Genomic DNA, 23,038 nt, shown 5'->3' with positions numbered 1-23,038 from the left:
CAACGCGTCTTTAAGGTTTGGATAACGGCTGTCTGCGTATTTAAAAACGCACTATGTGAATATCATTCCATGTTCTAAAGGAAGACATGGATCAATTTCGTTTACGAATAAATTTATCAGGAAAGAAAAATGAAATTTATTAAGCCTAAATATCTGGCGCTCTTTATTGCAGCGGCAACCGGTTCTGCATTCGCTGCTGCGCCAGGTGCACCGACCATCGGCTCCGGCAATGATAAATTTGCGCTGGTCGAGGTGGATCAGGCCGCGCAGGATTACAACAGCCTCGTCAAGGTACATAACGACGGCGTGGATGTGAAAGTCGAGTGGAACGTGTGGAGCGGCGACGCGCCAACGTCTGCCAAAGTGCTGCTGGATGGTAAAACCGTGTGGACCGGCGCAGCTGGTGCAAGCGGCTCAGCCACCTTTAAAGTGAAAAAGGGCGGACGTTATCAGGAGCAGGTGGAAGTCTGTAATGCCAGCGGCTGTACCAAAAGCGCCAGCAAGCTGATCATCGTGGCGGACACCGACGGCAGCCATCTGCTGCCGCTGAACGCGCCGCTGCAGGAGAACAACAAAACGTTCGCCAAACATACTGATAAAGTGGTTGCGGCGTATTTCCCTGAATGGGGCGTTTACGATCGTAACTTCCCGGTTGATAAAATCCCGGCAGCGAACCTTAACCACATCCTCTATGGCTTTATTCCAATCTGTGGCGGCGACGGCATCAACGATGGCCTGAAAACCGTTGAAGGCGGTAACAGCTTCTCCGTACTGCAGCGCGACTGCGCGGGCCGTCCGGACTATACCGTCGCCATTCACGATCCGTGGGCTGCGCTGCAAAAACCGCAGTCTGGCGTCTCCAACTGGGACGACCCGTACAAAGGTAACTTTGGCCAGCTGATGGCGCTGAAAAAAGCGCATCCGGACCTAAAAGTGCTGCCATCCATCGGTGGCTGGACGCTGTCCGATCCGTTCTTCCACATGGGCGACCCGGCAATCCGTGCCCGCTTCGTCTCCTCTGTGAAAGATTTCCTGCAGACCTGGAAGTTCTTTGACGGTGTGGATATCGACTGGGAATTCCCTGGCGGCGGCGGCGTGAGCGAACACCTGGGTAACCCGCAGCAGGATAAAGCGACGTATACCGCCCTGATGCATGACCTGCGCACCATGCTGAACGAGCTGTCTGCACAGACTGGCCGTACCTATGAACTGACCAGCGCCATCGGTGCGGGCCGCGATAAGATCGAAGACGTGGATTACACCGCTGCTCAGCAGTACCTCGACCACATCTTCCTGATGAGCTATGACTTCTACGGCGGCTGGAGCAACACCGAGCTGGGCCACCAGGCCGCACTGCGCGCACCGTCATGGCGTCCGGACACGAACTACACCACCGAGAACGGCGTGGACGCGCTGCTTGCTCAGGGCGTACAGCCAGGCAAGATCGTGGTGGGTGCGGGCATGTATGGCCGCGGCTGGACTGGCGTGCATGGCTACACCGGTGACAATCCATTCACGGGTACCGCAACCGGTATGGTGAAAGGTACCTGGGAACCTGGCGTGGTCGACTACCGTCAGATCGTTAACGAGTACAAAGGCAAGCCTGGCTGGGAATATGGTTACGACGCGAATGCTGAAGCGCCATATGTCTTCAATAAGTCTACCGGCGACCTGATCACCTATGAAGATGCACGCTCTACCGCCGCTAAAGGCAAGTATGTGCTGTCGAAAAACCTGGGCGGACTCTTTGCCTGGTCTATTGACTCTGATACCGGCGACATCCTGAACGCGATGAACGAAAGTCTGCTGGGCGGTTCTACCCCGGTCGATCCGGTCGTCACCAACCATGCGCCAATCGCGTCTTCTGCGGATCAGAACGTCTCTGGCCCGGCAACCGTCACGCTTGATGGTTCTGCTTCCAGCGATCCAGACGGCGATGCGATTACCTACAAATGGACCCAGGTTTCTGGCCCATCTGTAACTCTCTCCAACAGCACCAAAGCGAAAGCAACCTTCAACGTTGCGGCAGCGACCAGCGATCAGACCATGGTGTTCCGCCTGACGGTTACGGATGCTAAAGGCCTGAGCAACGCCATTGATGTGCAGGTTGTGAATAAAGCGCCAAAAGCTAACCAGGCGCCAGTCGTGAACGCAATGGAGGCAGTGACGCTGCAGGCAGGAGAAACCTATGCTCTGCACGCGCAGGCTGTGGATCCAGACGGTGATGCGATGACCTTCTCCTGGAGCGTGCCAGCGGATATGCATGCAACCGGTACCGATACCGCGAACGTGACGATTACTGCACCAGACGTTGCCACCACGTCTACCTATACGCTGAGCGTAGTTGTAGGCGACGGCAAAACCAGCGTGCAGTCTAACGTGCAGGTAACCGTGAATCCGAAACCGGCTGACGTTACACCACCGTCTGATGAGGTTACACCTCCGTCTGATGACGTAACGCCACCCTCTGATGAAGTTACGCCTCCGTCTGATGACGTGACCCCGCCATCTGACGAAGGGGCTGCAACCGGTAGCTGCGATGCGCCTGTCGATGCTAACGCCAGCAAATATGCCGCGTGGGATGCCAGCAAAATCTACAACAGTGGCGATACCGTGAGCTTCGACCATCTGGTGTGGAAAGCGAAGTACTGGACGCAAGGCAACCAGCCTGGCTTCGGTGTGGATGCCTGGGAGCTGGTCAGCAACGTGAAGATGAACTGGCGTTCTGACCTGGTTTATAACGGCGGTGAAACCACAACCTACCAGGGCAACGTTTACCGTGCCAAATGGTGGACCCGCGGTGACAACCCGGCTAACAGCGATGTATGGGTGAAAGAAGGTCCTTCAACAGACTGCAAATAACCTTCTGAACCGTGGATTGCGGGAATGATATCAACCCGCAATAGTTGGTCACACCCCACTTCGGGTGTGACCAACACTTCAGCATTATCGCTAATGATGAGCGGAAAGAGGTTCAGTATTTAAAAAGCAGGTGCTCATGAAACGCGTGATTATATTTTTACTGCTGTTTAGTCAAAGCGTATTCGCGAACTGTTGGGATAACGCCGGACATTATTATCATGTCGATCCGTGGTTATTGTATGCAATTGCCAAAGTCGAATCCGGAATGAATCCCCACGCGGTAGGCTGGAACCACGACGGCACGCGTGACGTCGGGTTGATGCAGATTAACAGCTCACACTTCAGTGAGTTAGAACGTCAGGGTATTGATGAAAATCAGCTTATTAATGAGCCCTGTACCTCCATTATGGTCGGCGCCTCCATCCTGTCCGGGATGATAAACGTGTATGGCTATAACTGGGAAGCGGTGGGCGCGTATAACGCCGGATTGAAAAAAGAAAATTATCCGCAGCGCATGCGTTATGCCCATAAAGTGTGGGCGAAGTATCAGCAAATAAAATCGGGTAAATAACCGTAGCATTATTTTTATTTTTTGAAGAATTCCTTTCGGTGTTCTTCAGAAAATGAAAAAGAACCACACTCTCTGGCTTATTTATTAAGGGAGTAATACATAAGCCGGGAATGTACTCACCCTAGTTGCTTAAATACAGGATTATTTGAAATGACGAAAAGGACATTACTGAGCGTTCTCGTGGCGGGGGCATGTATTGCACCCTTTATGGCCCAGGCTGCATCACTGCAGGCGGCCAGCAGTGAGCCGTACACCATGAAAGCCAGCGATCTGGCGAAAAAGGAAAAAGAGCTGACCAATTTCCCGCTGATGGTTTCGGTGAAGGATACCATTGCGACCCTGGACAATAGCCTCGTAGAGCAGATTGAGCCAGGTCGTGCCTCGAACCCTGACAACGTCAAGCGCGTTGAAGGGATCGTGAAGGCCAGCGACTGGGAATATCTCTTCCCGCTGCGCGCTCAGTCTTATACCTACAGTAACTTCCTGAAGGCTGTTGGTAAATTCCCGGCACTGTGTAAGACCTATAACGATGGTCGCGACAGCGACGCCATCTGCCGCAAAGAGCTGGCGACCATGTTCGCCCACTTTGCGCAGGAAACCGGCGGCCATGAGAGCTGGCGTCCGGAAGCCGAGTGGCGTCAGGCCCTGGTTCACGTCCGTGAAATGGGCTGGACCGAAGGCCAGAAAGGCGGCTATAACGGCGAATGTAACCCAGACATCTGGCAGGGGCAGACCTGGCCATGCGGTAAAGACAAAGACGGCGACTTCGTAAGCTACTTTGGCCGCGGCGCGAAGCAGCTGTCTTACAACTATAACTACGGTCCGTTCTCTGAAGCGATGTTTGGCACCGTCCGCACCCTGCTCGACAAGCCTGAGCTGGTGGCGGATACCTGGCTGAACCTGGCGAGTGCGATCTTCTTCTTCGCCTATCCGCAGCCGCCAAAACCAAGCATGCTGCAGGTTATCGACGGCACCTGGCAGCCAAACGATCACGATAAAGCCAACGGTCTGGTTCCGGGCTTCGGCGTGACCACCCAGATCATCAACGGTGGCGTAGAGTGCGGCGGCCCAACCGAGATTGCCCAGTCTGAAAACCGCATCAAGTACTACAAAGAGTTCGCGAACTACCTGAAAGTGCCTGTTCCGGCGAATGAAGTGCTGGGCTGCGCCAACATGAAGCAGTTCGATGAAGGCGGCGCCGGCGCGCTGAAGATCTACTGGGAGCAGGACTGGGGGTGGAGCCCGGATACGCCGGACGGTAAGACCTACTCCTGCCAGCTGGTGGGGTACCAGACGCCGTTCAGCGCGTTCAAAGAGGGTGACTACACCAACTGCGTTAAGAAGTTCTATAACGTGAACATCATTAACGACGACGGCTCAGCCGTGACCCCAGGGGAAGACAAAACCCCGGCTGACACCACGCCGCCAGCGGATACGACGCCAGCGGAAGATACCACCCCTGTTGAACCGGCTACCGTGAATCACGCCCCTGTGGCGCAGATTGCGGGCCCAATCGGGGCGGTTGAAGCGGGTGCGCAGGTTTCCCTGAGCGCGGAAGGCTCCACTGACGCCGACGGTAACAAGTTGACCTACACCTGGCGTTCCCAGGATGGCCAGACCGTGACCGGTCAGGACAAAGCGGTGGTGACCTTCAAGGCGCCAGAGTCGGCAACGGCTCAGCAGTACGAAATCGGCCTGACCGTCAGCGATGGTGAACTGACCAGCACCACGTCCTACCTGCTGAATGTGAAAGCGAAAGCCGAGTCTAAGGACGAAGGCACTTCCGGCTCTTACGCCGCCTGGAGCGCGAACAGCAAGTACAACGCAGGTGATATCGTGAACAACCACGGTAAACTGTTCCAGTGCAAACCGTTCCCGTACAGCGGCTGGTGTAACAATGCCCCGGCATACTACGAACCCGGCGCTGGCCTGGCGTGGGCTGATGCCTGGACGGCTCTGTAAAAGCAATCGGCAACCTTCGGGTTGCCGTTTTCGTATTTGCACCCTCTGTCTTTTACCGGGTGGCGCTGCGCTTACCCGGCCTACATGAGGCTAAGGGGCGAGGGGTCAGTACGGAGCCGTTGTAGGCCCGGTAAGGCGAAGCCGCCACCGGGCAAAAAGGCTAGCGATGCAGCTTCCCGTGATCCCGCAGCCACGCCGCCGTGCGCATAATCCCTTCATCCAGCGTCACAACCGGTTTATACCCCAGCTCATTCTCCGCCCGCGAAATATCCAGCGTGAAGTCAAAGTTGAGTTTAGAGACGCCGTAATGCGTCAGCGCAGGCTCTTTGGCTGTTTTACTGCCAAAGCGCTCCATGCTGCGGGCAATCATATCCAGCATTGGGTAGGGCACGGAACGGATACGGCAGTTGATCTGCAGCTCGTCGATCAGCCGCTGCACAATGCTGCGCAGCGTGCAGGGTTCGCCGTTAGTGATGTTGTAGGCGCGACCGGAGATCAGCTTATCGCAGTCCGGCTGGCTGGCCAGCCACATGGCGTGAACGGCGTTTTCGTAGTAGGTCATATCCACAAGGGCATCGCCGCCGCGCGGCAGCAGCACGCTGCCGTAATGGTGCATCATCTGCGCCAGACGCGGAATAAATACCTTATCGTGCGGCCCGAACAGGCTCTGCGGACGCAGGACCGTAAAGCGGGTGTGCGGGTTTGACTGCGCCAGCAGGTCGATGACCTCTTCGCTGGCCGCCTTGCTGCGGGCGAACTCGCATGCAAAGCGAGCAGGGCGGAAATCTTCCTGCACGTCACGATGGTGGTGATAGTCGAAATAGAGTGACGGGGAGGAGATATGAATAAAGTTACGCACGCCCCAGGCAACGGCCCATTCCCCCAGACGGCGGGTGGCCCGCACGTTGGCGAGATCGAAGGCTTCCTGGGTCCCCCACGGGGAGGTAAAACTGGAGCAGTGCCATAGCGTGTCGATACCGGCGAGCATCACCTTCGCCTGCGAGGAGACCAGCTCCGTCAGGTCGGCATGGACGAACTCTGCGCCCATTTTTTGCAGCAGCTTACCCATCGCTTCGTTGCGACCGGTAGCCCTGACGCTAATGCCCTTGTTGCGCAGAAATTCGACCGCATTTCGGCCTAAGCCGCTGGTCGCCCCGGTAACCAGTACCTTCATAGCTATCCACTGTGTTGAAAAGAATTTCGTGCGCATTCTTTCGTGAATTACGGCGCTATGCAATGGGAAAGGTGAAAGAAAGAGAGTTTTATTTAGATCTTTTCCGTCTTTTGTTCTGCCCGTTGCGCAATGCGTTTCGCCATTCCCCGGAAGATAAACAGGTGGGCAGGGATCATCAACAGCCAGTAGAACAGACCCGGCATTCCGTGCGGATGCCACCAGGCGCGCACGTCCAGTTCACGATGATCGCCTTTGTCTTTCAGGGTAAAGCAGAGTCGGCCCAGCCCCGGGGCTTTCATGCCGAACAACAGCGCCAGCTGTTTTTCCGGTTCGACGATGATCACCTTCCAGCTGTCGACCGCGTCGCCCACCTCAAGATACGGGCGTGCCGGGCGGCCTTTCGCCAGCCGGTGGCCCACTAGCAGGTCCATCGCCCCGCGCGTTTGCCAGAGGAGATTACCGAAGAAATACCGTTCTTTGCCGCCAATCTGGTTCACCACCTCCCAGAGCGCGGCCAGGCTCGCGGAGGTTTTCACCGTGCAGCCCGCCTGTTTCGGGTAATAACCATACTCAGGCCGCCAGCGGGCAAAGGCCTGGGCGTCGTAGCCCCAGTCGCTGGAGTTCACCAGCTGTTCTTCTTCCTTGAGCGTATTGCGCACGGCATCGTCAAAGCGGATCAGATCCTGAGGAATCAAGGCGCGCAGCGCGCGATCGTCGGCCAGCAGATCGTGCTTCAGCCCCTGGATCAGCGCTTTGGCGGTCGTCGGCGGCACCGAGGTGATGACATTCAAAAACCACACCGAAATCCAGCGCGTCGGGAAGGGAATGGGGATCAGCCAGCGGTGGCGGCCGCTGACGCGCATGAAATGTTCGAACTGCGCCTGATAGCTCAATACTTCAGGACCAGCGGCTTCCAGCACGCGGTGTTGCTCCGCCGGGTGATCCAGCAGGGCCACCAGATAATGCAGGAGGTTCTCCAGCGCAATCGGCGTGGTGCGCGAACGGACCCAGCGCGGCGGCGTGAGCACCGGCAGGTTGTAGACCATATCGCGCATCACTTCGAAGGCGGCAGAGCCGGCGCCGACGATGATCCCGGCGCGAAGTTCGGTGACGGGGATATTGGCCCCCCGCAGGATGTCCGCCGTCAGCTGGCGGGCGCGCAGGTGATCGGACTGCTCGCGTTCAGGTGCCTGAAGTGAACTGAGAAAAATCACCTGCTTCACCGGGGTTTGCAGCAGGGCATCGCGGACGTTCATCGCTACCTGGCGCTCGTGGGCGATAAAATCTCCGCCTTCACCCATGCTGTGCACCAGGTAGTAAAGCGTGTCGACCCCTTCCAGCAGCGCGGGAAGCGCCTTTGGCCAGTTGAGGTCAACGTTGTGACAGGTAACGCCCGGCAAACCGAGTTTTTGCAGGCGTTCGGTATTGCGTGCCGCAGCCAGCACCTGGTGCCCCTGCTGGCTTAACGCCGCGGTGAGATGCTGACCGATATACCCGCTGGCGCCGAGCACCAGAATGCGTTGCGGCACGTGATGCTCCTTATCGCTGTAAAAACGCCTGCCAGTGTTTTACCACGTCGGCCAGCTGCTCGCGGTTGACGTCGAGATGCATGACCAGACGCACCACAGGTGAGGCGTTGATCAGCACGCCACGTGCTTTCATGAACTCGCCAAGCGCAGCGGCGCGATCGTCGCCCACGCGGACGAACAGCATGTTGGTGTCGTGGCGCATCACGTCGGCGCCAATTTCACGCAGCTCGGCCGCCATCCACGCGGCGTTGTCGTGATCGTCCTTCAGGCGCGCCACATTGTTTTTCAGGGCATACAGCCCGGCAGCCGCCAGAATACCCGCCTGACGCATGCCGCCGCCGGTCATTTTGCGCCAGCGGTTGGCGCGCTTGATGTAGTCCGCGTTGCCGACAAGCAGGGAACCCACTGGGGTGCCCAGCCCTTTAGAGAGGCAGATGGTGAACGAGTCGCAATATTGCGTAATTTCTTTCAGCGCGCAGCCGTACGCCACCACGGCGTTGAAGATGCGCGCGCCATCCACGTGCAGACCGAGCCCGCGCTCGCGGGTAAACTCCCACGCCGCCTTCAGGTATTCGCGCGGCAGGACCTTGCCGTTGTGGGTGTTTTCGAGGCTGAGCAGACGGGTGCGGGCAAAATGAATATCATCGGCTTTGATTTTCGCCGCGACTTTATCAAGGGGCAAGGTGCCGTCCGGCGCAGCGTCGATCGGCTGCGGCTGAATGCTGCCGAGCACCGCGGCACCGCCCGCTTCGTAGAGATAGTTATGCGCGCCCTGGCCGACGATATACTCTTCACCGCGCTCGCAGTGGCTGAGCAGCGCCACCAGGTTGGCCTGCGTGCCGGTGGGCAGGAACAGGGCGGCCTCTTTTCCGCTCAGCTCTGCGGCATAGCGCTGCAGTTCGTTGACCGTCGGGTCATCGCCGTAGACGTCGTCCCCGACCGGGGCGGCCATCATCTCTTCGAGCATGGCGCGGCTCGGGCGGGTAACGGTATCACTGCGTAAATCAATCATGGCATGTCCTTATATTTAAAAAGGCGATGCCAGATGTTTTACCTGAGCCAGTTGGTTTTTGCCAGTTCGATCACCTCGTCACCGCGCCCGCTGATGATCGCGCGCAGCATGTACAGGCTAAAGCCCTTGGCCTGCTCCAGCTTGATCTGTGGCGGGATGGCCAGCTCCTCTTTGGCGACGACCACATCCACCAGCACCGGACCGTCGATGGAGAAGGCGCGCTGCAGGGCTTCATCCACCTCGGAGGCATTCTCCACGCGGATGCCGGTGATGCCGCAGGCCTCGGCGATGCGGGCAAAGTTGGTGTCGTGCAGCTCGGTGCCGTCCGTCAGATAGCCGCCTGCCTTCATCTCCATCGCCACGAAGCCCAGCACGCTGTTGTTGAAGACCACGATTTTCAGCGGAAGCTTCATCTGCACCACCGACAGGAAATCACCCATCAGCATGCTGAACCCGCCGTCGCCGCACATCGCCACCACCTGACGCTCCGGCGCTGTCGCTTTTGCGCCCAGCGCCTGCGGCATGGCGTTAGCCATCGAGCCGTGGTTGAACGAGCCGAGCAGTCGGCGTTTGCCGTTCATTTTCAGGTAGCGTGCCGCCCAGACGGTTGGCGTGCCTACGTCGCAGGTAAAAATGGCATCGTCGTCCGCGAAATGGCTGATCTGCTGCGCCAGATACTGCGGGTGAATGGCTTTGTCGCTCGGTTTGGCGAGGTCGTCCAGACCCTTGCGGGCATCGCGATAGTCGCTCAATGCTTTTTCAAGGAATTTGCGGTCCGTTTTCTCTTCCAGCAGCGGCAGCAGGGCGACAAGGGTGGATTTGATGTCGCCCACCAGCGCCATATCGACCTTGCTGTGCGCGCCGATGCTGGCCGGGTTGATATCAATCTGAATGATTTTGGCATCCGTCGGGTAAAACGCGCGGTACGGGAACTGGGTGCCGAGCAGGATCAGCGTGTCGGCGTTCATCATGGTGTGGAAGCCACTGGAAAAACCGATCAGACCGGTCATCCCCACATCGTAAGGGTTGTCGTATTCGACGTGCTCTTTGCCGCGCAGGGCGTGGACGATCGGGGCTTTCAGCTTTCCGGCAAATTCCAGCAGCTCTTTATGCGCGCCCGCACAGCCGCTGCCGCACATCAGGGCGATATTGCTGGCGTAACGCAGCAGTTGCGCCAGCTTTTTCAGCTCCTCCTCGGCTGGCGTCACCACCGGCTGGGGGGCATGGTACCAGTGGGTGCTGGCTCCTTCCGGCGCGGCCTTGAGCGCCACGTCGCCCGGGATAACGACCACGGACACGCCGCGATTCAGCACGGCCTTGCGCATGGCGATCGCCAGAACCTGCGGGATCTGCTCCGGGGATGAAACCAGTTCGCAATAGTGGCTGCATTCACGGAACAGCTCCTGCGGATGCGTCTCCTGAAAATAGCCGCTGCCGATTTCGGAAGAGGGGATGTGGGCGGCAATCGCCAGCACCGGAACGTGGTTACGGTGACAGTCGAAAAGGCCGTTGATCAGGTGCAGGTTACCCGGCCCGCAGGATCCGGCGCAGACGGCCAGCTCACCCGTAAGCTGTGCTTCAGCGCCTGCGGCGAACGCGGCAACCTCTTCATGGCGGGTCGGCATCCATTCAATGGTCTTCATCTTGTTGAGGCTGTCGCTGAGTCCGTTGAGGGAATCGCCGGTGACGCCCCAGATACGTTTTACGCCAGCCTGTTCGAGCGTTTTCGCTATATATGCAGCCACGGTTTGTTTCATGGTTGTCCGTCTCCTTTTTGTGATAACGCTTACAAGCTTAGAAGAAAGTCTCCGTATTGCCCGTCACATCCCCCCAATTAAAAGGTGCTTTTCACGCGTAACGCTTCGGCATAATCTGGTGATACCTCAGTGAAAACAGGAATCATTTCAAATGGTTAAATCATTGTTAATTGCTGTTAATGAAAAGCTATCGTGCGACGATCTTGGCAAACTCTTGTTACGACTTGCCGTCGGCGGGCTGATGCTCTTTCACGGTTTGCATAAGCTGTTTGGTGGGGTGGGCTTTATCAGCGGCATGCTGGTGGAGAAAGGGCTGCCGGGGTTTATTGCCTACGGCGTGTTGATTGGCGAAGTGGTGGCGCCGATCCTGATTATTGTCGGGCTCTTTACGCGCCCGGCCGCGCTGGTGCTGGCGTTTACGATGATCGTGGCGTGGCTGATGGTGGGATTAGATGAGACATTCGCGCTCGACAAGGTCGGGGCATGGGCGATTGAAAGCCTGGTGTACTTCTTTATCGGCTCGCTGGCGGTGGCGTTTTTAGGGGCAGGGCGGTTTGCGCTGGGGAAAGCACCTGCGTGGCGGTAGGGGTTGGAATCTGTTCCGAGGGAAGGGGTCTACGGACCCTTTTTTATTGGTAAGTTTTAAGTTGTTGATTTCAAAACGGTGAATTGTTGGTGATGAAAAAAGGGTTTACGGAGAATTTTAGGGGGATTTCTTTATATCACAAGAAGATAGGTGTAGATTGTTCCAGGTTCACTGCCGTACAGGCAGCTTAGAAAATGTTTATAAGCGCCAGAAACAGCATATGCCGGTTCACTGCCGTACAGGCAGCTTAGAAAACCGGCGCGGAGACGGCCACTACAGCAGCAGAGTTCACTGCCGTACAGGCAGCTTAGAAAGCACTTCAGCCGGGTAAGCGTCGGTGGTTAGGGTCCAATGCCGAACAGGCAGTAGGCACAACGTAGGCCGGGTAAACGCAGTGCCACCCGGCAAAAAAGCCCGGTGGCGCTGACGCTTACCGGGCCTACGAACGAACGTTTATTGTTTATGCGAGGACCAGATCGCCCTGCGGATGGCACGAGCACGCCAGCACGTAACCCTCGGCAATTTCCGCGTCGGACAGCGTCATGGTGCTGGTGACGGTGTACTCCCCGGAAACCACCTTTGTTTTACAGCAGCCGCACACCCCGGCACGGCAGGCCGCCGCCACCGGTACGTTGTTGCTTTCCAGCGCCTCCAGCAGCGTCGTGCCCACGCGGCCAAAGAAGGTCTGCGCAGGCTGCAGTTTGGTGAACTGAATCCCGCTGGTTGCCGCTTCCGCCACCGGCGTGAAGAACTGCTCTTTGAAGAAACGGGTCACGCCGAGCGCTTTCACGTCTTCTTCCACGATAGCCATGTACGGCGCCGGGCCGCAGGTCATCACGGTGCGGTTCGCGATATCCGGCACGCTTTGCAGCAGCTCGCGGCTCAGGCGACCGGGCACAAAACCGTGCGTTGCGTTGTGCTCAGCCACCAGCGTCACCGGATAATCACGCCACTCCTCGGCAAAAATGACATCGTCCGGAGAGCGCACGCTGAAGATCACCTGCACGTCGGCCTGCGGGCGGTTTTTTGCCAGCCAGCGGCGCATTGACATGATCGGCGTCACGCCACAGCCCGCCGCCAGCAGCAGGAATTTATCGTCCGCTTTGTCGTCACAGGTGAATTCACCCTGCGCGTCGGAGAGCCAGATATAATCCCCGCGCTTCACGTCACGGGTCAGCCACTGCGAGCCCGCGCCGTCATCAATGCGGCGGACGGTGAGCGTGATGTATTCGCTCACGCCCGGCGTGGAGGAGAGGGTGTAGGCGCGCAGGGTGTCTGCCGAATGGCGAACGCTAACCAGCGCATACTGACCGGCTCGGTACGGATAGTAGTCGTGGCACAGCAGCGACAGCGTCCACACATCCGGCGTCTCCTGATGGATGTGATGCACCTGCATCCGCCACGGGCAGTGTGAGGTTGGCATGGTCATGAATTACTCCTTACGCGCTCAGCAGCTGCTTCATATCGTCTTCAACGTTGGTCACGGAACGCAGGCCGAATTTCTCGTTCAGCACGGCCAGCAGGTCCGGCGTCAGGAAGCCTGGCGCTGTCGGGCCGGTCACGATGTTGGTCACGCCCAGAGAGAGCAGAGTGAGCAGGATGACAATCGCTTTCTGCTCAAACCAGGAGAGCACCAGGGAGAGCGGCAGATCGTTGACGCCGCAGCCCAGTTTTTCCGCCAGGGTAACGGCAAGAATGATGGCCGAGTAAGCATCGTTACACTGGCCCGCATCGATCAGGCGCGGCAGGCCTTCGATGTTGCCGAAGTCCAGCTTGTTGAAGCGGTATTTACCGCACGCCAGGGTCAGGATCAGGCAGTCTTCCGGCACGCGGGTGGCGAAATCGGTGAAGTAGTTACGCTCGCCGCGCGCGCCGTCGCAGCCGCCGACGAGGAAGATGTGGCGCAGCTTTTCACGGCTGACGAGATCGATCAGCGAGTCAGCGGCGCCGAGCAGGGTTTCACGACCGAAGCCGACGGTGATCAGATGCGGGATCTCGCTGTACGGGAAACCTGCCATCTGCTGCGCTTGCGCTATCACCGGTCCGAAATCGTCACCTTCAAGATGGCTCACGCCCGGCCAACCGACGATGCTGCGGGTCCAGATGCGGTCGTCATACGCGCCCACGGTCGGGTCGATGATGCAGTTAGAGGTCATCACGATAGGTCCGGGGAAGCGGGCAAATTCCACCTGCTGGTTCTGCCAGCCGCTGCCGTAGTTACCGATCAGGTGCTTGAATTTACGCAGCTCCGGATAGCCGTGCGCTGGCAGCATTTCACCGTGGGTATAGACATTAACGCCGGTGCCTTCGGTCTGCTTCAGCAGGTTGTAGAGATCTTTCAGATCATGACCGGAAATCAGGATGCATTTGCCCTCGGTCGCTTTGACGTTGACCTGCGTCGGCGTCGGGTGGCCGTAGGTGCCGGTTTCACCCGCGTCCAGAATGCTCATCACGCGGAAGTTCATCTGGCCGATTTCCATTGAGCATTCCAGCAGCGCGTTCATATCGGCAGGCCAGGTGCCCAGCCACGCCATGATTTTATGGTACTGGGCGTAGATGTCGTTATCGTACTGACCGAGCACGTGCGCGTGTTCCATATAGGCCGCAGCGCCTTTCAGGCCGTACAGGCACAGCAGGCGCAGGCCGAGAATGTTGTCGCCAATCGCTGCTTTGTCTTTGTTTGGGGTGAATTCTGCCGCCTGACGCTGTAGCTCGCCCAGATCGTCGCTCACCAGCTGAAGGTCAGACATCGGGTTTTCCACGCGGGCGTTAGCATCCGCCTTCATGCACTGCGCCTTCAGCGCTTCACGCAGGGCAATGGCTTCGCGGGCATAGCCAACAATGCGCGGAGAGTCGAAGTTAACGTTGGTCAGCGTGGAGAAGAAGGCGCGCGGGGCGAAGCTGTCGACGTAGTGGTCGATGATGCCGTATTCGCGGGCTTTGTACGCCCATGCGGAAAGGCCTTGCAGGGCGGCAATCAGCAGGTCCTGCAGGTCAGATGTTTCTGCGGTTTTGCCGCACATACCCTGTGCGTAAGAGCAGCCATTGCCTGCCGGGGTACGGATGGTTTGTTCACATTGCACACAAAACATAATCACACCTGTTAAAGTTATATTTGATATACATGTTTAAGGTTATGCCTGTGCCAGAACGGAGAAAAGGGCTTTCTGCTACAAAATAGAGGGAGATTGATTTAGCGCAATTTTGGCGGCAGGCACCCTACCGCCAAAGAGGTATCAGGCCGAGAAGACGGCCATCAGAACCGGAACCAGCAGGCTTAAAATAAAGCCGTGAACGATGGCGGCGGGCACCATCTCCAGTCCACCAGATCGTTGCAATACTGGCAGGGTAAAGTCCATCGACGTCGCGCCGCACAGGCCCAGCGCGGTAGAGCGGCTGCGGCGAACCAGCCCCGGGATCAGCATAATGGCGAGCAGCTCGCGCGCCAGATCGTTAAAGAAGGCGGCACTGCCGATGACCGGGCCAAAGGATTCGGTCAGCAGGATACCGGAGAGGGAATACCAGCCAAAGCCTGACGCCATCGCCAGACCGGTTTTCAGCGGCAGATCGAGAATAAAGGCGTTAATGACGCCCGCCACCATGGAACTGGCGACCACAATGACCGCAACCATCATTCCCCGACGGTTTAAAACAATTTGCTTCAGCGTCATGCCATTATTTCGCAGCTGGATACCGATCAGGAACAGCAGGAAAATTAGCGTATATTCACTGGCCTCTGTCGCGTGCTGTAAAAATGCCCAGCCGGTCAGCCCAAGAAGAAAACCGAGCACCACGACGCCGCACAGTTTTAATGATTCCAGCGCCATCGCAATTCGGGAAGGCAGTTTTTCCTGATGATGATGGTTTTTCCACGGAATGGTGCGCTCAAGCCAGAATAATGCGGCGATATTACACAGCAAAATAACCACCACGGTGACCACAGAATAATGCAGGATGGAAAGCAGATTCGACGCCAGATTATCCAGGAAGGCCAGGCTGATCCCCATAAAGAAAAGAATGACGTAAACAATCCAGCTGAGAAAACGGTTGATAAGCCGTAATGCGGATTCTCTGTGCAGCGGGATGAGATAGCCCGCAATCAGGGGCAGCAGAATAATGAGGAGTCCTGAAAACATGAACAGCCGGTCCTTTTGAGTATCTGTTGAGCGCCAGAGACACTACCCAATAAAGACTGTTCAGTAAAGCGGCAATAAAAAAGCCGGGTGGCGGCTGCGCCTTACCCGGCCTACAAGTGCACACTCGCGTGGGTCGGGTAAGCGTTAGCGCCACCCGACACCGCGCGCAATTAATCGCGTTTTTCCAACAGCGTGCGGTACAGCACGCCACCCAGGATACCGCCGATAATCGGCATCACCCAGAACAGCCAGAGCTGCTCAAGCGCCCAGCCGCCCTGGAAGATGGCGACGGCGGTGCTGCGTGCCGGGTTAACGGAGGTGTTGGTAACCGGAATGGAGATCAGGTGGATAAGCGTCAGTGCCAGACCAATGGCAATCGGCGCGAAACCGGCTGGCGCGTGTTTGTCGGTTGCGCCGTGGATCACCAGCAGGAAACCTGCGGTCAGCACAATTTCAATCACGATGGCAGACAGCATGGAATAACCGCCCGGAGAATGCTCGCCGAAGCCGTTAGAGGCGAAGCCGCTGGCCGCCGCGTCGAAGCCAGCTTTACCGCTGGCAATGACGTACAGAACGCCCGCTGCGATAATACCGCCCACCACCTGAGCGACAATATAACCAATTACCTCTTTCGCCGGAAAACGACCGCCGGCCCATAAACCTAATGTCACTGCCGGGTTAAAATGACCGCCGGAAATATGCCCCACGGCAAAGGCCATGGTTAATACGGTTAAACCAAATGCCAGCGCGACGCCGACAAAACCGATACCTAATTCCGGGAATGCTGCTGCCAGAACGGCGCTACCGCAGCCACCAAATACCAGCCAGAATGTACCAAAGCATTCTGCTGCCAATTTTCTAAACATAACCACCTCAAATAATTTTCCGCACGCTTTCCCGCGCGCGGGATATATCGCCATAAAGGGATGACGACTCAAAGAGTCCGTATTTTAGAAACCAATAACACCCCTTCGCCACTTAAATAAATTCGATTAATTTGATTTAAGGCAATGTGATGTCAATCCTTGTTCAAATCAGCGGTAAATAGAGCATAGACCAATTCTTGTCAGGGTGAATGTTGTGCTGTCGTGACAGGGCGCCTCCCGCTATACTGCTGATAACTTAAAGGAAAAAGTGAACATTGCGCGGGGGATTTATGCTTCTCGAACGTGTGGAAATTGTCGGGTTTCGCGGTATTAACCGCCTGTCGCTGCAGCTGGAACAGAACAACGTCCTGATCGGCGAGAACGCCTGGGGTAAGTCCAGCCTGCTGGATGCGCTGACGTTACTGCTTTCGCCCGAAGACGATCTTTATCACTTCGTTCGCGACGATTTCTGGTTCCCCCCCGGCGACGTGACGGGGCGCGAGAAGCACCTGCATATCATCCTGACGTTCCGCGAGTCCGAGCCCGGACGTCATCGCGTGCGTCGCTTCCGCCCGCTGTCACCCTGCTGGGTACCGTGCGATGACGGTTTCCACCGGATATTCTACCGGCTGGAAGGGGAGATGGCGGAAAACGAGGGCGTGTTGACCCTGCGTGATTTTCTTGATGAGAAGGCCAGCCCGATCCCGCTGGACAATATCGACGATCTGGCCCGCCACCTGATCCGCCTGACGCCGGTGCTGCGCCTGCGCGACGCGCGTTTTATGCGGCGTATCCGTAACGGTACCGTACCGAATATGCCGGAAGTGGAAGTCACCGCCCGCGAGCTGGATTTTCTGGCGAGAGAGCTGGTGTCGCGTCCGCAGAATCTGACCGACGGTCAAATTCGTCAGGGGTTGTCCGCAATGGTACAGCTGCTGGAGCACTATTTTTCCGAGCAGGGAACGTCGGAGTCGCGCCACCGCCTCATGCGCCGCCGCTCTCATGACGAACAGCGCAGCTGGCGCTACCTCGATATCATTAACCGGATGATCGACCGGCCCGGCGGTCGTACCCATCGGGTGATTTTGCTGGGGCTGTTTTCAACGCTTCTGCAGGCCAAAGGCACCGTGCGTCTTGACCGGGACGCCCGGCCGCTGCTGCTGGTGGAAGACCCGGAAACGCGCCTGCATCCCATCATGCTCTCCGTGGCATGGCATCTGCTGAACCTGCTGCCGCTCCAGCGCGTTACGACCACCAATTCCGGTGAATTATTATCGCTGACGCCGGTCGAGCACGTCTGTCGTCTGGTGCGTGAATCTTCCCGCGTCTCCGCCTTCCGCTTAGGCCCGGGGGGATTGAACGCGGAAGACGGGCGGCGCATCGCGTTTCATATTCGCTTTAACCGCGCGTCGTCGCTCTTTGCCCGCTGCTGGCTGCTGGTGGAAGGAGAGACGGAAACCTGGGTCATCAACGAACTGGCGCGCCAGTGCGGCCACCATTTTGATGCGGAAGGCATCAAGGTGATTGAATTTGCCCAGTCGGGACTCAAGCCGCTGATAAAATTTGCCCGCCGGATGGGGATCGAGTGGCACGTTCTGGTCGACGGTGATGAGGCGGGCAAAAAATATGCCTCGACCGTGCGTAGCCTGCTGAATAACGAGCGCGAGGAAGAGCGCGACCATTTAACCATGCTGCCCGCGATGGACATGGAGCACTTTATGTATCGTCAGGGGTTCGACGACGTATTCCACCGAATTGCCATGGTGCCGGTCGATGTCCCGATGAACATGCGGCGCGTGATCGCCAAAGCTATTCATCGTTCTTCAAAACCGGATTTAGCCATTGAAGTGGCGACGGAAGCGGGGAGACGGGGCGTGGAGGCGGTGCCGACCCTGCTGCGGAAGATGTTTTCCCGCGTGCTGTGGCTGGCACGCGGGAGAGCGGATTAACGTTGAGTCGCCTGGTTCACCTGCTGAATCAGGCTGTCCAGCAGCGCGTAGCGGCGGCGATATTCGGAGCGTTTTTTGCTCGCAATCTCTTCCATCGGTTTACGCGGCATGACGAGTGGCAGCATGAAGTTGCCGCTATCCTGCTTTTCGCCGCCGATGGAGATCCAGAAACTGTCGTAATCGGCCAACAGTTTCCCCTCTTTTTTCTTGCGGTAGCGCCAGCTGCGATAAATATGGGTGTCGTTACTGACGGCGACAATCTGTTCTACCGGGAAGGCGGTGCCGAGAGTCATGGCAGCTTCGACCAGCAGACGTTTTGGGAACAGACCATGGCAGGCCTTCGTCGCACCCTGGATCAGCTCATGGGGAACGTGGGCTTTTGCGCCCTGCAGGCCGCCGATAAACAGCGTCGATTTTCCCTCAAGCTGGCACAGGGTGAAGGTCATCTCGGCCAGCACCGTATTCTGATGGTCGCAGAAGGCGAGGGTGGCTTCCCCTTCTTTATCCAGAAACGCATCGGCGCACAGGCGGACGGTAAATTGCTCTTCATCTTTACCGGTTAAGGTGAGCAGCGTGAAGCCCTTTTTCGACAGATAGCCCGAGAGCAGCGATGCCGGCATATGGCGGCTCATCGTTTGATAGTGCCAGTTAAGGGACTCAAGGGCCTGCTGGCGATCCATATTCACCGTCAGCCAGGGGCGATGCAGACGGCACGGCAGTCCTGGCTGCACCTGCAGCATTTGCATCAGGCTCGGCTGTTTTGCAAGGCTCGTCAACAGGCGAGCGGTACTTACAGGCGTCGCCAGCGAACGTAGCATGAATTTACGTCGATAGGCGGGGTTTTGCCACGCCAGCCCTGGCGTGAGCTTACCGGAAGCCAGATGACTGAAGAGCTGCCAACCCGATGCAGGCTGTGGCAGGTTTGAAAAAGGTGTATCGACGATGGAAGACATGTTAGATCCTGCTTCTTGATGAAGATCTCCATTTCAGCAGGCGAACGTTCAACGTCTCGTAAACAAATTGTGACGATTTCGGAGAACAGGGGTTTCGTTGAGGAGTCGTTTAGATAGAATCAGCATTTATCATTGCCAGAACATTTATTTGGAATATTTATGAACCTCAAGGGAAAACGCAGAACGCTGTTTCTGCTGCTGGCGGTCGTGGTGTTAGCCGGCGGGTACTGGCTATGGCAGGTGCTGAATGCGCCGGTGCCGCAGTATCAGACGCTGATTGTTCGTCCGGGCGAACTGCAACAAAACGTCCTCGCGACGGGCAAACTTGATGCCCTGCGCAAGGTTGACGTCGGCGCGCAGGTCAGCGGTCAGCTGAAAACGCTGTCGGTTGAGATTGGCGATAAGGTAAAAAAAGGCCAGCTGCTCGGCGTGATCGATCCTGAACAGGCCGAGAACCAGATCCGCGAGGTGGAAGCCACGCTGATGGAGCTGCGCGCGCAGCGTGCGCAGGCGCAGGCAGAGCGTAACCTGGCCCAGGTGACGCTGACCCGTCAGCAGGCGCTGGCCAAAACCCAGGCGATCTCGAAGCAGGATTTAGATACGGCCACCACGGAACTGGCGGTGAAGCAGGCGCAGATTGGCACGATTGACGCGCAAATCAAACGCAACCAGGCCTCGCTGGATACGGCGAAAACCAACCTCGACTACACCAAAATCGTTGCGCCGATGGCCGGGGAAGTGACGCAAATTACCACGCTGCAGGGGCAGACGGTGATTGCCGCGCAGCAGGCGCCCAACATTCTGACGCTGGCGGACATGAGCACCATGCTGGTCAAAGCTCAGGTCTCGGAGGCGGACGTTATCCATCTCAGACCGGGGCAGAATGCCTGGTTTACGGTGCTGGGCGATCCGCAGACGCGCTACGAAGGCGTGCTGAAAGACATTCTCCCGACGCCGGAAAAGGTTAACGACGCCATCTTCTACTATGCCCGTTTTGAAGTGCCGAACCCGCAGGGCGTGCTGCGTCTCGACATGACCGCGCAGGTGCATATCCAGCTGACCGGCGTGAAGAACGTGCTGACCATTCCCCTCTCCGCGCTGGGTGAGTCCGCCGGTGATAGCCGCTATAAAGTGAAAGTGCTGCGCAACGGCGAAACGCGCGAGCGCGAAGTGGTGATTGGCGCGCGCAACGACACCGACGTGGTGGTGGTGAAAGGGCTGGAAGAGGGTGAGGAGGTTATCATCAGCGAAAGCCTGCCCGGAGCCGCGAAATGACGGCATTGCTTGAGCTGAAAGACATTCGCCGCAGCTATCCGTCGGGCGATGGCCCGGTGGAGGTGCTAAAAGGCATCTCCCTTCGGGTGGAGGCGGGCGAGATGGTGGCGATTGTCGGGGCATCGGGCTCCGGTAAATCGACGCTGATGAACATTCTCGGCTGCCTGGATAAACCCACCAGCGGCACGTACCGCGTGGCCGGGACGGACGTCTCAACGCTGGACGGCGACGCGCTGGCGAAGCTGCGTCGGGAGCACTTCGGCTTTATCTTCCAGCGTTACCATCTGCTTTCTCACCTCAATGCCGCGCAGAACGTGGAAGTTCCGGCGGTCTATGCGGGCGTCGAGCGGAAAAAACGCCTCGAGCGCGCGCAGATGCTGCTGACGCGCCTGGGGCTGGCGGAGCGGGTGGAGTATCAGCCCTCGCAGCTGTCCGGCGGCCAGCAGCAGCGCGTGAGTATTGCCCGTGCCCTGATGAACGGTGGGCAGGTGATCCTCGCGGATGAGCCAACCGGCGCGCTCGACAGCCATTCCGGCGAAGAGGTGATGGCGATCCTGCACCAGCTTCGCGATCAGGGGCATACGGTCATTATCGTGACCCACGATCCGCAGGTGGCGGCGCAGGCGGAGCGAATCATTGAGATCCACGACGGCGAGCTGGTCAGCAACCCGCCGCCGCGTGAGTACAGGGCTGCGGCACCGAAAGAAGTGCTTCCGGCATCAACCGGATGGGGGCAATTTTCCAGCGGCTTTCGTGAAGCATTGACCATGGCCTGGCTGGCGATGGCGGCCAATAAAATGCGTACCCTGCTGACCATGCTCGGCATTATCATCGGTATCGCCTCGGTGGTGTCGATTGTGGTGGTGGGCGATGCGGCCAAGCAGCTGGTGCTGGCCGATATCCGCGCAATCGGGACCAACACCATTGACGTCTATCCCGGCAAAGACTTTGGTGACGACGAGCCTCAGTATCAGCAGGCGCTGAAATACGACGATCTGGCGGCCATTCAGAAGCAGCCGTGGGTCAACTCCGCCACGCCTGCGGTGTCGCAAAACCTGCGCCTGCGCGTGGGCAATGTTGACGTGGCGGCCAGCGCGAACGGCGTCAGCGGGGATTATTTCAACGTCTACGGTATGACCTTCAGCGAAGGCGCTACCTTTAACGCCGAACAGCTGGCGGGCAGGGCGCAGGTGGTGGTGCTGGACGCAAACTCGCGCAGGCAGCTTTTCCCCAATAAAGCTAACGTGGTGGGCGAAGTGATCCTGGTCGGCAACATGCCTGCCACGGTCATCGGCGTGGCGGAAGAGAAGCAGTCGATGTTTGGCAGCAGCAAGATCCTGCGCGTCTGGCTGCCGTACACCACCATCTCCGGGCGGATTATGGGCCAGTCCTGGCTCAACTCCATCACCGTGCGCGTGAAGGAGGGCTACGACAGCGCCATGGCCGAACAGCAGCTTGAGCGGCTGCTCACCCTGCGCCACGGGAAGAAAGATTTCTTCACCTGGAATATGGACGGCCTCTTGAAAACGGCAGAAAAGACCACACGTACTCTTCAGCTGTTCCTCACGCTGGTGGCGGTGATTTCGCTGGTCGTCGGCGGTATCGGGGTGATGAACATCATGCTGGTGTCGGTAACCGAGCGTACCCGGGAGATTGGCATCCGCATGGCGGTCGGGGCCAGAGCCAGCGACGTGCTGCAGCAGTTTTTGATTGAAGCCGTGCTGGTGTGTCTGGTCGGCGGTGCGATGGGGATTGCGCTCTCGATGATGATCGCCTTCGCGCTCCAGCTCTTTTTACCCGGCTGGGAGATTGGCTTCTCGCCGGTGGCCATTATTACCGCATTCTTGTGTTCAACCTTTACCGGCATTTTGTTTGGCTGGTTGCCCGCCCGCAACGCGGCGCGGCTGGATCCGGTGGATGCGCTGGCTCGGGAATAACCCGAAAATAAAAATGCCAGCCGATCGGGCTGGCATTTTGACTGCGGGATGTACACAATAAAACAGAGAGCTATGCAACCGTCTCTGCTTCAATGGGGACGATAAGGCTTGCATGATTGCCTTTTGGTCCCTGGTGGACATCGAACCGGACGGACTGCCCGGCTTTGAGCGTTCTGTAACCATCCATCTGAATGGTGGAATAGTGAGCGAAGATATCCTCGCCGCCGCCTTCGGGGCAGATGAAGCCAAACCCTTTGGCGTTGTTGAACCACTTAACAGTACCCATTTCCATGCTTCGACATCCTTCGTAAATCTTATAAGTTAAGATGGAATGAACCGGTGGTGGAGTGGGGGCTGTTCAAAACCTCGCCATCTCACGCTTGTACAATTTAGAGAAACGAAAGACGTCGTCAAGCGTTTGGCACTGGAGATGGGACAATAATCAACCAAAGTTTGAAGCAGTTAACGC

General features: G+C 57.7%; 17 protein-coding genes. 7 read left to right on the top strand and 10 right to left on the bottom strand.

What is annotated here, in order from left to right:
* The first annotated feature begins 129 nt into the window (after positions 1–129).
* From N6P30_RS05330 to N6P30_RS05320, 3 genes are all read left to right on the top strand, one after another.
* Positions 130–2,862, top strand: coding sequence for a glycosyl hydrolase family 18 protein (locus tag N6P30_RS05330; RefSeq protein WP_023292904.1), 2,733 nt, complete (start codon positions 130–132; stop codon positions 2,860–2,862).
* Positions 2,863–2,998: 136 nt separating this feature from the next.
* Positions 2,999–3,433: a type III secretion system invasion protein IagB gene (gene iagB, locus N6P30_RS05325; RefSeq protein ID WP_008500008.1), complete on the top strand. Its 435-nt coding sequence runs from the start codon at positions 2,999–3,001 to the stop codon at positions 3,431–3,433.
* Positions 3,434–3,583: 150 nt separating this feature from the next.
* Entirely contained in the window at positions 3,584–5,395 is a 1,812-nt protein-coding gene (locus tag N6P30_RS05320; protein ID WP_008500007.1) for a chitinase, read from the top strand.
* Positions 5,396–5,555: 160 nt separating this feature from the next.
* Here N6P30_RS05320 and N6P30_RS05315 read toward each other — a convergent pair whose 3' ends face one another.
* The 4 genes from N6P30_RS05315 to poxB all read right to left on the bottom strand — a co-directional run bounded on the left by N6P30_RS05315 (position 5,556) and on the right by poxB (position 10,867).
* Positions 5,556–6,569: an NAD-dependent epimerase/dehydratase family protein gene (locus tag N6P30_RS05315; protein ID WP_008500006.1), complete on the bottom strand. Its 1,014-nt coding sequence runs from the start codon at positions 6,567–6,569 to the stop codon at positions 5,556–5,558.
* 92 nt (positions 6,570–6,661) lie between these two features.
* Complete coding sequence (locus tag N6P30_RS05310; RefSeq protein WP_023292903.1) at positions 6,662–8,098, bottom strand: SDR family oxidoreductase; 1,437 nt, start codon at positions 8,096–8,098, stop codon at positions 6,662–6,664.
* Positions 8,099–8,108: 10 nt separating this feature from the next.
* Positions 8,109–9,110 carry a low-specificity L-threonine aldolase gene (ltaE, locus tag N6P30_RS05305; RefSeq protein WP_023292902.1) on the bottom strand — a complete coding sequence of 334 codons (1,002 nt, stop codon included), beginning with the start codon at positions 9,108–9,110 and terminating at the stop codon, positions 8,109–8,111.
* Between the two features lie 38 nt (positions 9,111–9,148).
* Positions 9,149–10,867 (bottom strand): ubiquinone-dependent pyruvate dehydrogenase, encoded by a 1,719-nt coding sequence (gene poxB, locus N6P30_RS05300; RefSeq protein ID WP_023292901.1) that lies wholly within the window; start codon positions 10,865–10,867, stop codon positions 9,149–9,151.
* Positions 10,868–11,018: 151 nt separating this feature from the next.
* Here poxB and N6P30_RS05295 point away from each other — a divergent pair, with 151 nt between their 5' ends.
* On the top strand, positions 11,019–11,453 hold the full coding sequence (locus N6P30_RS05295; RefSeq protein ID WP_008500002.1) for a DoxX family protein: 435 nt from the start codon (positions 11,019–11,021) through the stop codon (positions 11,451–11,453).
* Positions 11,454–11,913: 460 nt separating this feature from the next.
* Here N6P30_RS05295 and hcr read toward each other — a convergent pair whose 3' ends face one another.
* The 4 genes from hcr to aqpZ all read right to left on the bottom strand — a co-directional run bounded on the left by hcr (position 11,914) and on the right by aqpZ (position 16,455).
* Positions 11,914–12,882 carry an NADH oxidoreductase gene (gene hcr, locus N6P30_RS05290; RefSeq protein WP_023292900.1) on the bottom strand — a complete coding sequence of 323 codons (969 nt, stop codon included), beginning with the start codon at positions 12,880–12,882 and terminating at the stop codon, positions 11,914–11,916.
* Between the two features lie 10 nt (positions 12,883–12,892).
* Complete coding sequence (gene hcp, locus N6P30_RS05285) at positions 12,893–14,545, bottom strand: hydroxylamine reductase (protein WP_023292899.1); 1,653 nt, start codon at positions 14,543–14,545, stop codon at positions 12,893–12,895.
* 144 nt (positions 14,546–14,689) lie between these two features.
* The gene (locus N6P30_RS05280; RefSeq protein ID WP_023292898.1) at positions 14,690–15,589 is read right to left on the bottom strand and encodes a lysine exporter LysO family protein; all 900 of its coding nucleotides are present in this window, start codon (positions 15,587–15,589) and stop codon (positions 14,690–14,692) included.
* A gap of 170 nt (positions 15,590–15,759) precedes the next feature.
* On the bottom strand, positions 15,760–16,455 hold the full coding sequence (gene aqpZ / locus N6P30_RS05275) for an aquaporin Z (protein WP_008499998.1): 696 nt from the start codon (positions 16,453–16,455) through the stop codon (positions 15,760–15,762).
* A gap of 290 nt (positions 16,456–16,745) precedes the next feature.
* On the opposite strand from aqpZ, the gene N6P30_RS05270 reads away from it, so the two are divergent.
* The gene (locus tag N6P30_RS05270) at positions 16,746–18,404 is read left to right on the top strand and encodes an ATP-dependent endonuclease (RefSeq protein ID WP_021240893.1); all 1,659 of its coding nucleotides are present in this window, start codon (positions 16,746–16,748) and stop codon (positions 18,402–18,404) included.
* Here N6P30_RS05270 and N6P30_RS05265 read toward each other — a convergent pair.
* The gene (locus N6P30_RS05265) at positions 18,401–19,357 is read right to left on the bottom strand and encodes a VirK/YbjX family protein (RefSeq protein ID WP_023292896.1); all 957 of its coding nucleotides are present in this window, start codon (positions 19,355–19,357) and stop codon (positions 18,401–18,403) included. The two genes, N6P30_RS05270 and N6P30_RS05265, sit on opposite strands and share 4 nt — an antisense overlap.
* A 159-nt stretch (positions 19,358–19,516) precedes the next feature.
* Here N6P30_RS05265 and macA point away from each other — a divergent pair, with 159 nt between their 5' ends.
* Complete coding sequence (gene macA, locus N6P30_RS05260; RefSeq protein ID WP_023292895.1) at positions 19,517–20,632, top strand: macrolide transporter subunit MacA; 1,116 nt, start codon at positions 19,517–19,519, stop codon at positions 20,630–20,632.
* Entirely contained in the window at positions 20,629–22,569 is a 1,941-nt protein-coding gene (gene macB, locus N6P30_RS05255) for a macrolide ABC transporter ATP-binding protein/permease MacB (RefSeq protein WP_023292894.1), read from the top strand. Before macA ends, macB begins: the two co-directional genes overlap by 4 nt.
* Positions 22,570–22,639: 70 nt before the next feature.
* Here the strand turns inward: macB and cspD are convergent, their stop codons facing one another.
* Positions 22,640–22,861 carry a cold shock-like protein CspD gene (gene cspD, locus N6P30_RS05250; RefSeq protein ID WP_008499993.1) on the bottom strand — a complete coding sequence of 74 codons (222 nt, stop codon included), beginning with the start codon at positions 22,859–22,861 and terminating at the stop codon, positions 22,640–22,642.
* Positions 22,862–23,038 lie beyond the last annotated feature (177 nt).

It is taken from the genome of Enterobacter sp. PL1, assembly GCF_945957325.1.
GTDB classification, from domain to species: Bacteria; Pseudomonadota; Gammaproteobacteria; order Enterobacterales; family Enterobacteriaceae; genus Enterobacter; species Enterobacter roggenkampii.
Note: the sequence above shows the minus strand (reverse complement) of the source record. Positions and strands in the feature narration are given on the sequence as shown.

Bases quoted from the DNA above. Each gene is read 5' to 3' on its own strand.
- N6P30_RS05330 (WP_023292904.1), top strand. From the start codon at position 130: ATGAAATTTATTAAGCCTAAATATCTGGCGCTCTTTATTGCAGCGGCA.
- iagB (WP_008500008.1), top strand. From the start codon at position 2,999: ATGAAACGCGTGATTATATTTTTACTGCTGTTTAGTCAAAGCGTATTC.
- N6P30_RS05320 (WP_008500007.1), top strand. From the start codon at position 3,584: ATGACGAAAAGGACATTACTGAGCGTTCTCGTGGCGGGGGCATGTATT.
- N6P30_RS05315 (WP_008500006.1), bottom strand. From the start codon at position 6,569: ATGAAGGTACTGGTTACCGGGGCGACCAGCGGCTTAGGCCGAAATGCG.
- ltaE (WP_023292902.1), bottom strand. From the start codon at position 9,110: ATGATTGATTTACGCAGTGATACCGTTACCCGCCCGAGCCGCGCCATG.
- poxB (WP_023292901.1), bottom strand. From the start codon at position 10,867: ATGAAACAAACCGTGGCTGCATATATAGCGAAAACGCTCGAACAGGCT.
- N6P30_RS05295 (WP_008500002.1), top strand. From the start codon at position 11,019: ATGGTTAAATCATTGTTAATTGCTGTTAATGAAAAGCTATCGTGCGAC.
- hcr (WP_023292900.1), bottom strand. From the start codon at position 12,882: ATGACCATGCCAACCTCACACTGCCCGTGGCGGATGCAGGTGCATCAC.
- hcp (WP_023292899.1), bottom strand. From the start codon at position 14,545: ATGTTTTGTGTGCAATGTGAACAAACCATCCGTACCCCGGCAGGCAAT.
- N6P30_RS05280 (WP_023292898.1), bottom strand. From the start codon at position 15,589: ATGTTTTCAGGACTCCTCATTATTCTGCTGCCCCTGATTGCGGGCTAT.
- aqpZ (WP_008499998.1), bottom strand. From the start codon at position 16,455: ATGTTTAGAAAATTGGCAGCAGAATGCTTTGGTACATTCTGGCTGGTA.
- N6P30_RS05270 (WP_021240893.1), top strand. From the start codon at position 16,746: ATGCTTCTCGAACGTGTGGAAATTGTCGGGTTTCGCGGTATTAACCGC.
- N6P30_RS05265 (WP_023292896.1), bottom strand. From the start codon at position 19,357: ATGTCTTCCATCGTCGATACACCTTTTTCAAACCTGCCACAGCCTGCA.
- macA (WP_023292895.1), top strand. From the start codon at position 19,517: ATGAACCTCAAGGGAAAACGCAGAACGCTGTTTCTGCTGCTGGCGGTC.
- macB (WP_023292894.1), top strand. From the start codon at position 20,629: ATGACGGCATTGCTTGAGCTGAAAGACATTCGCCGCAGCTATCCGTCG.
- cspD (WP_008499993.1), bottom strand. From the start codon at position 22,861: ATGGAAATGGGTACTGTTAAGTGGTTCAACAACGCCAAAGGGTTTGGC.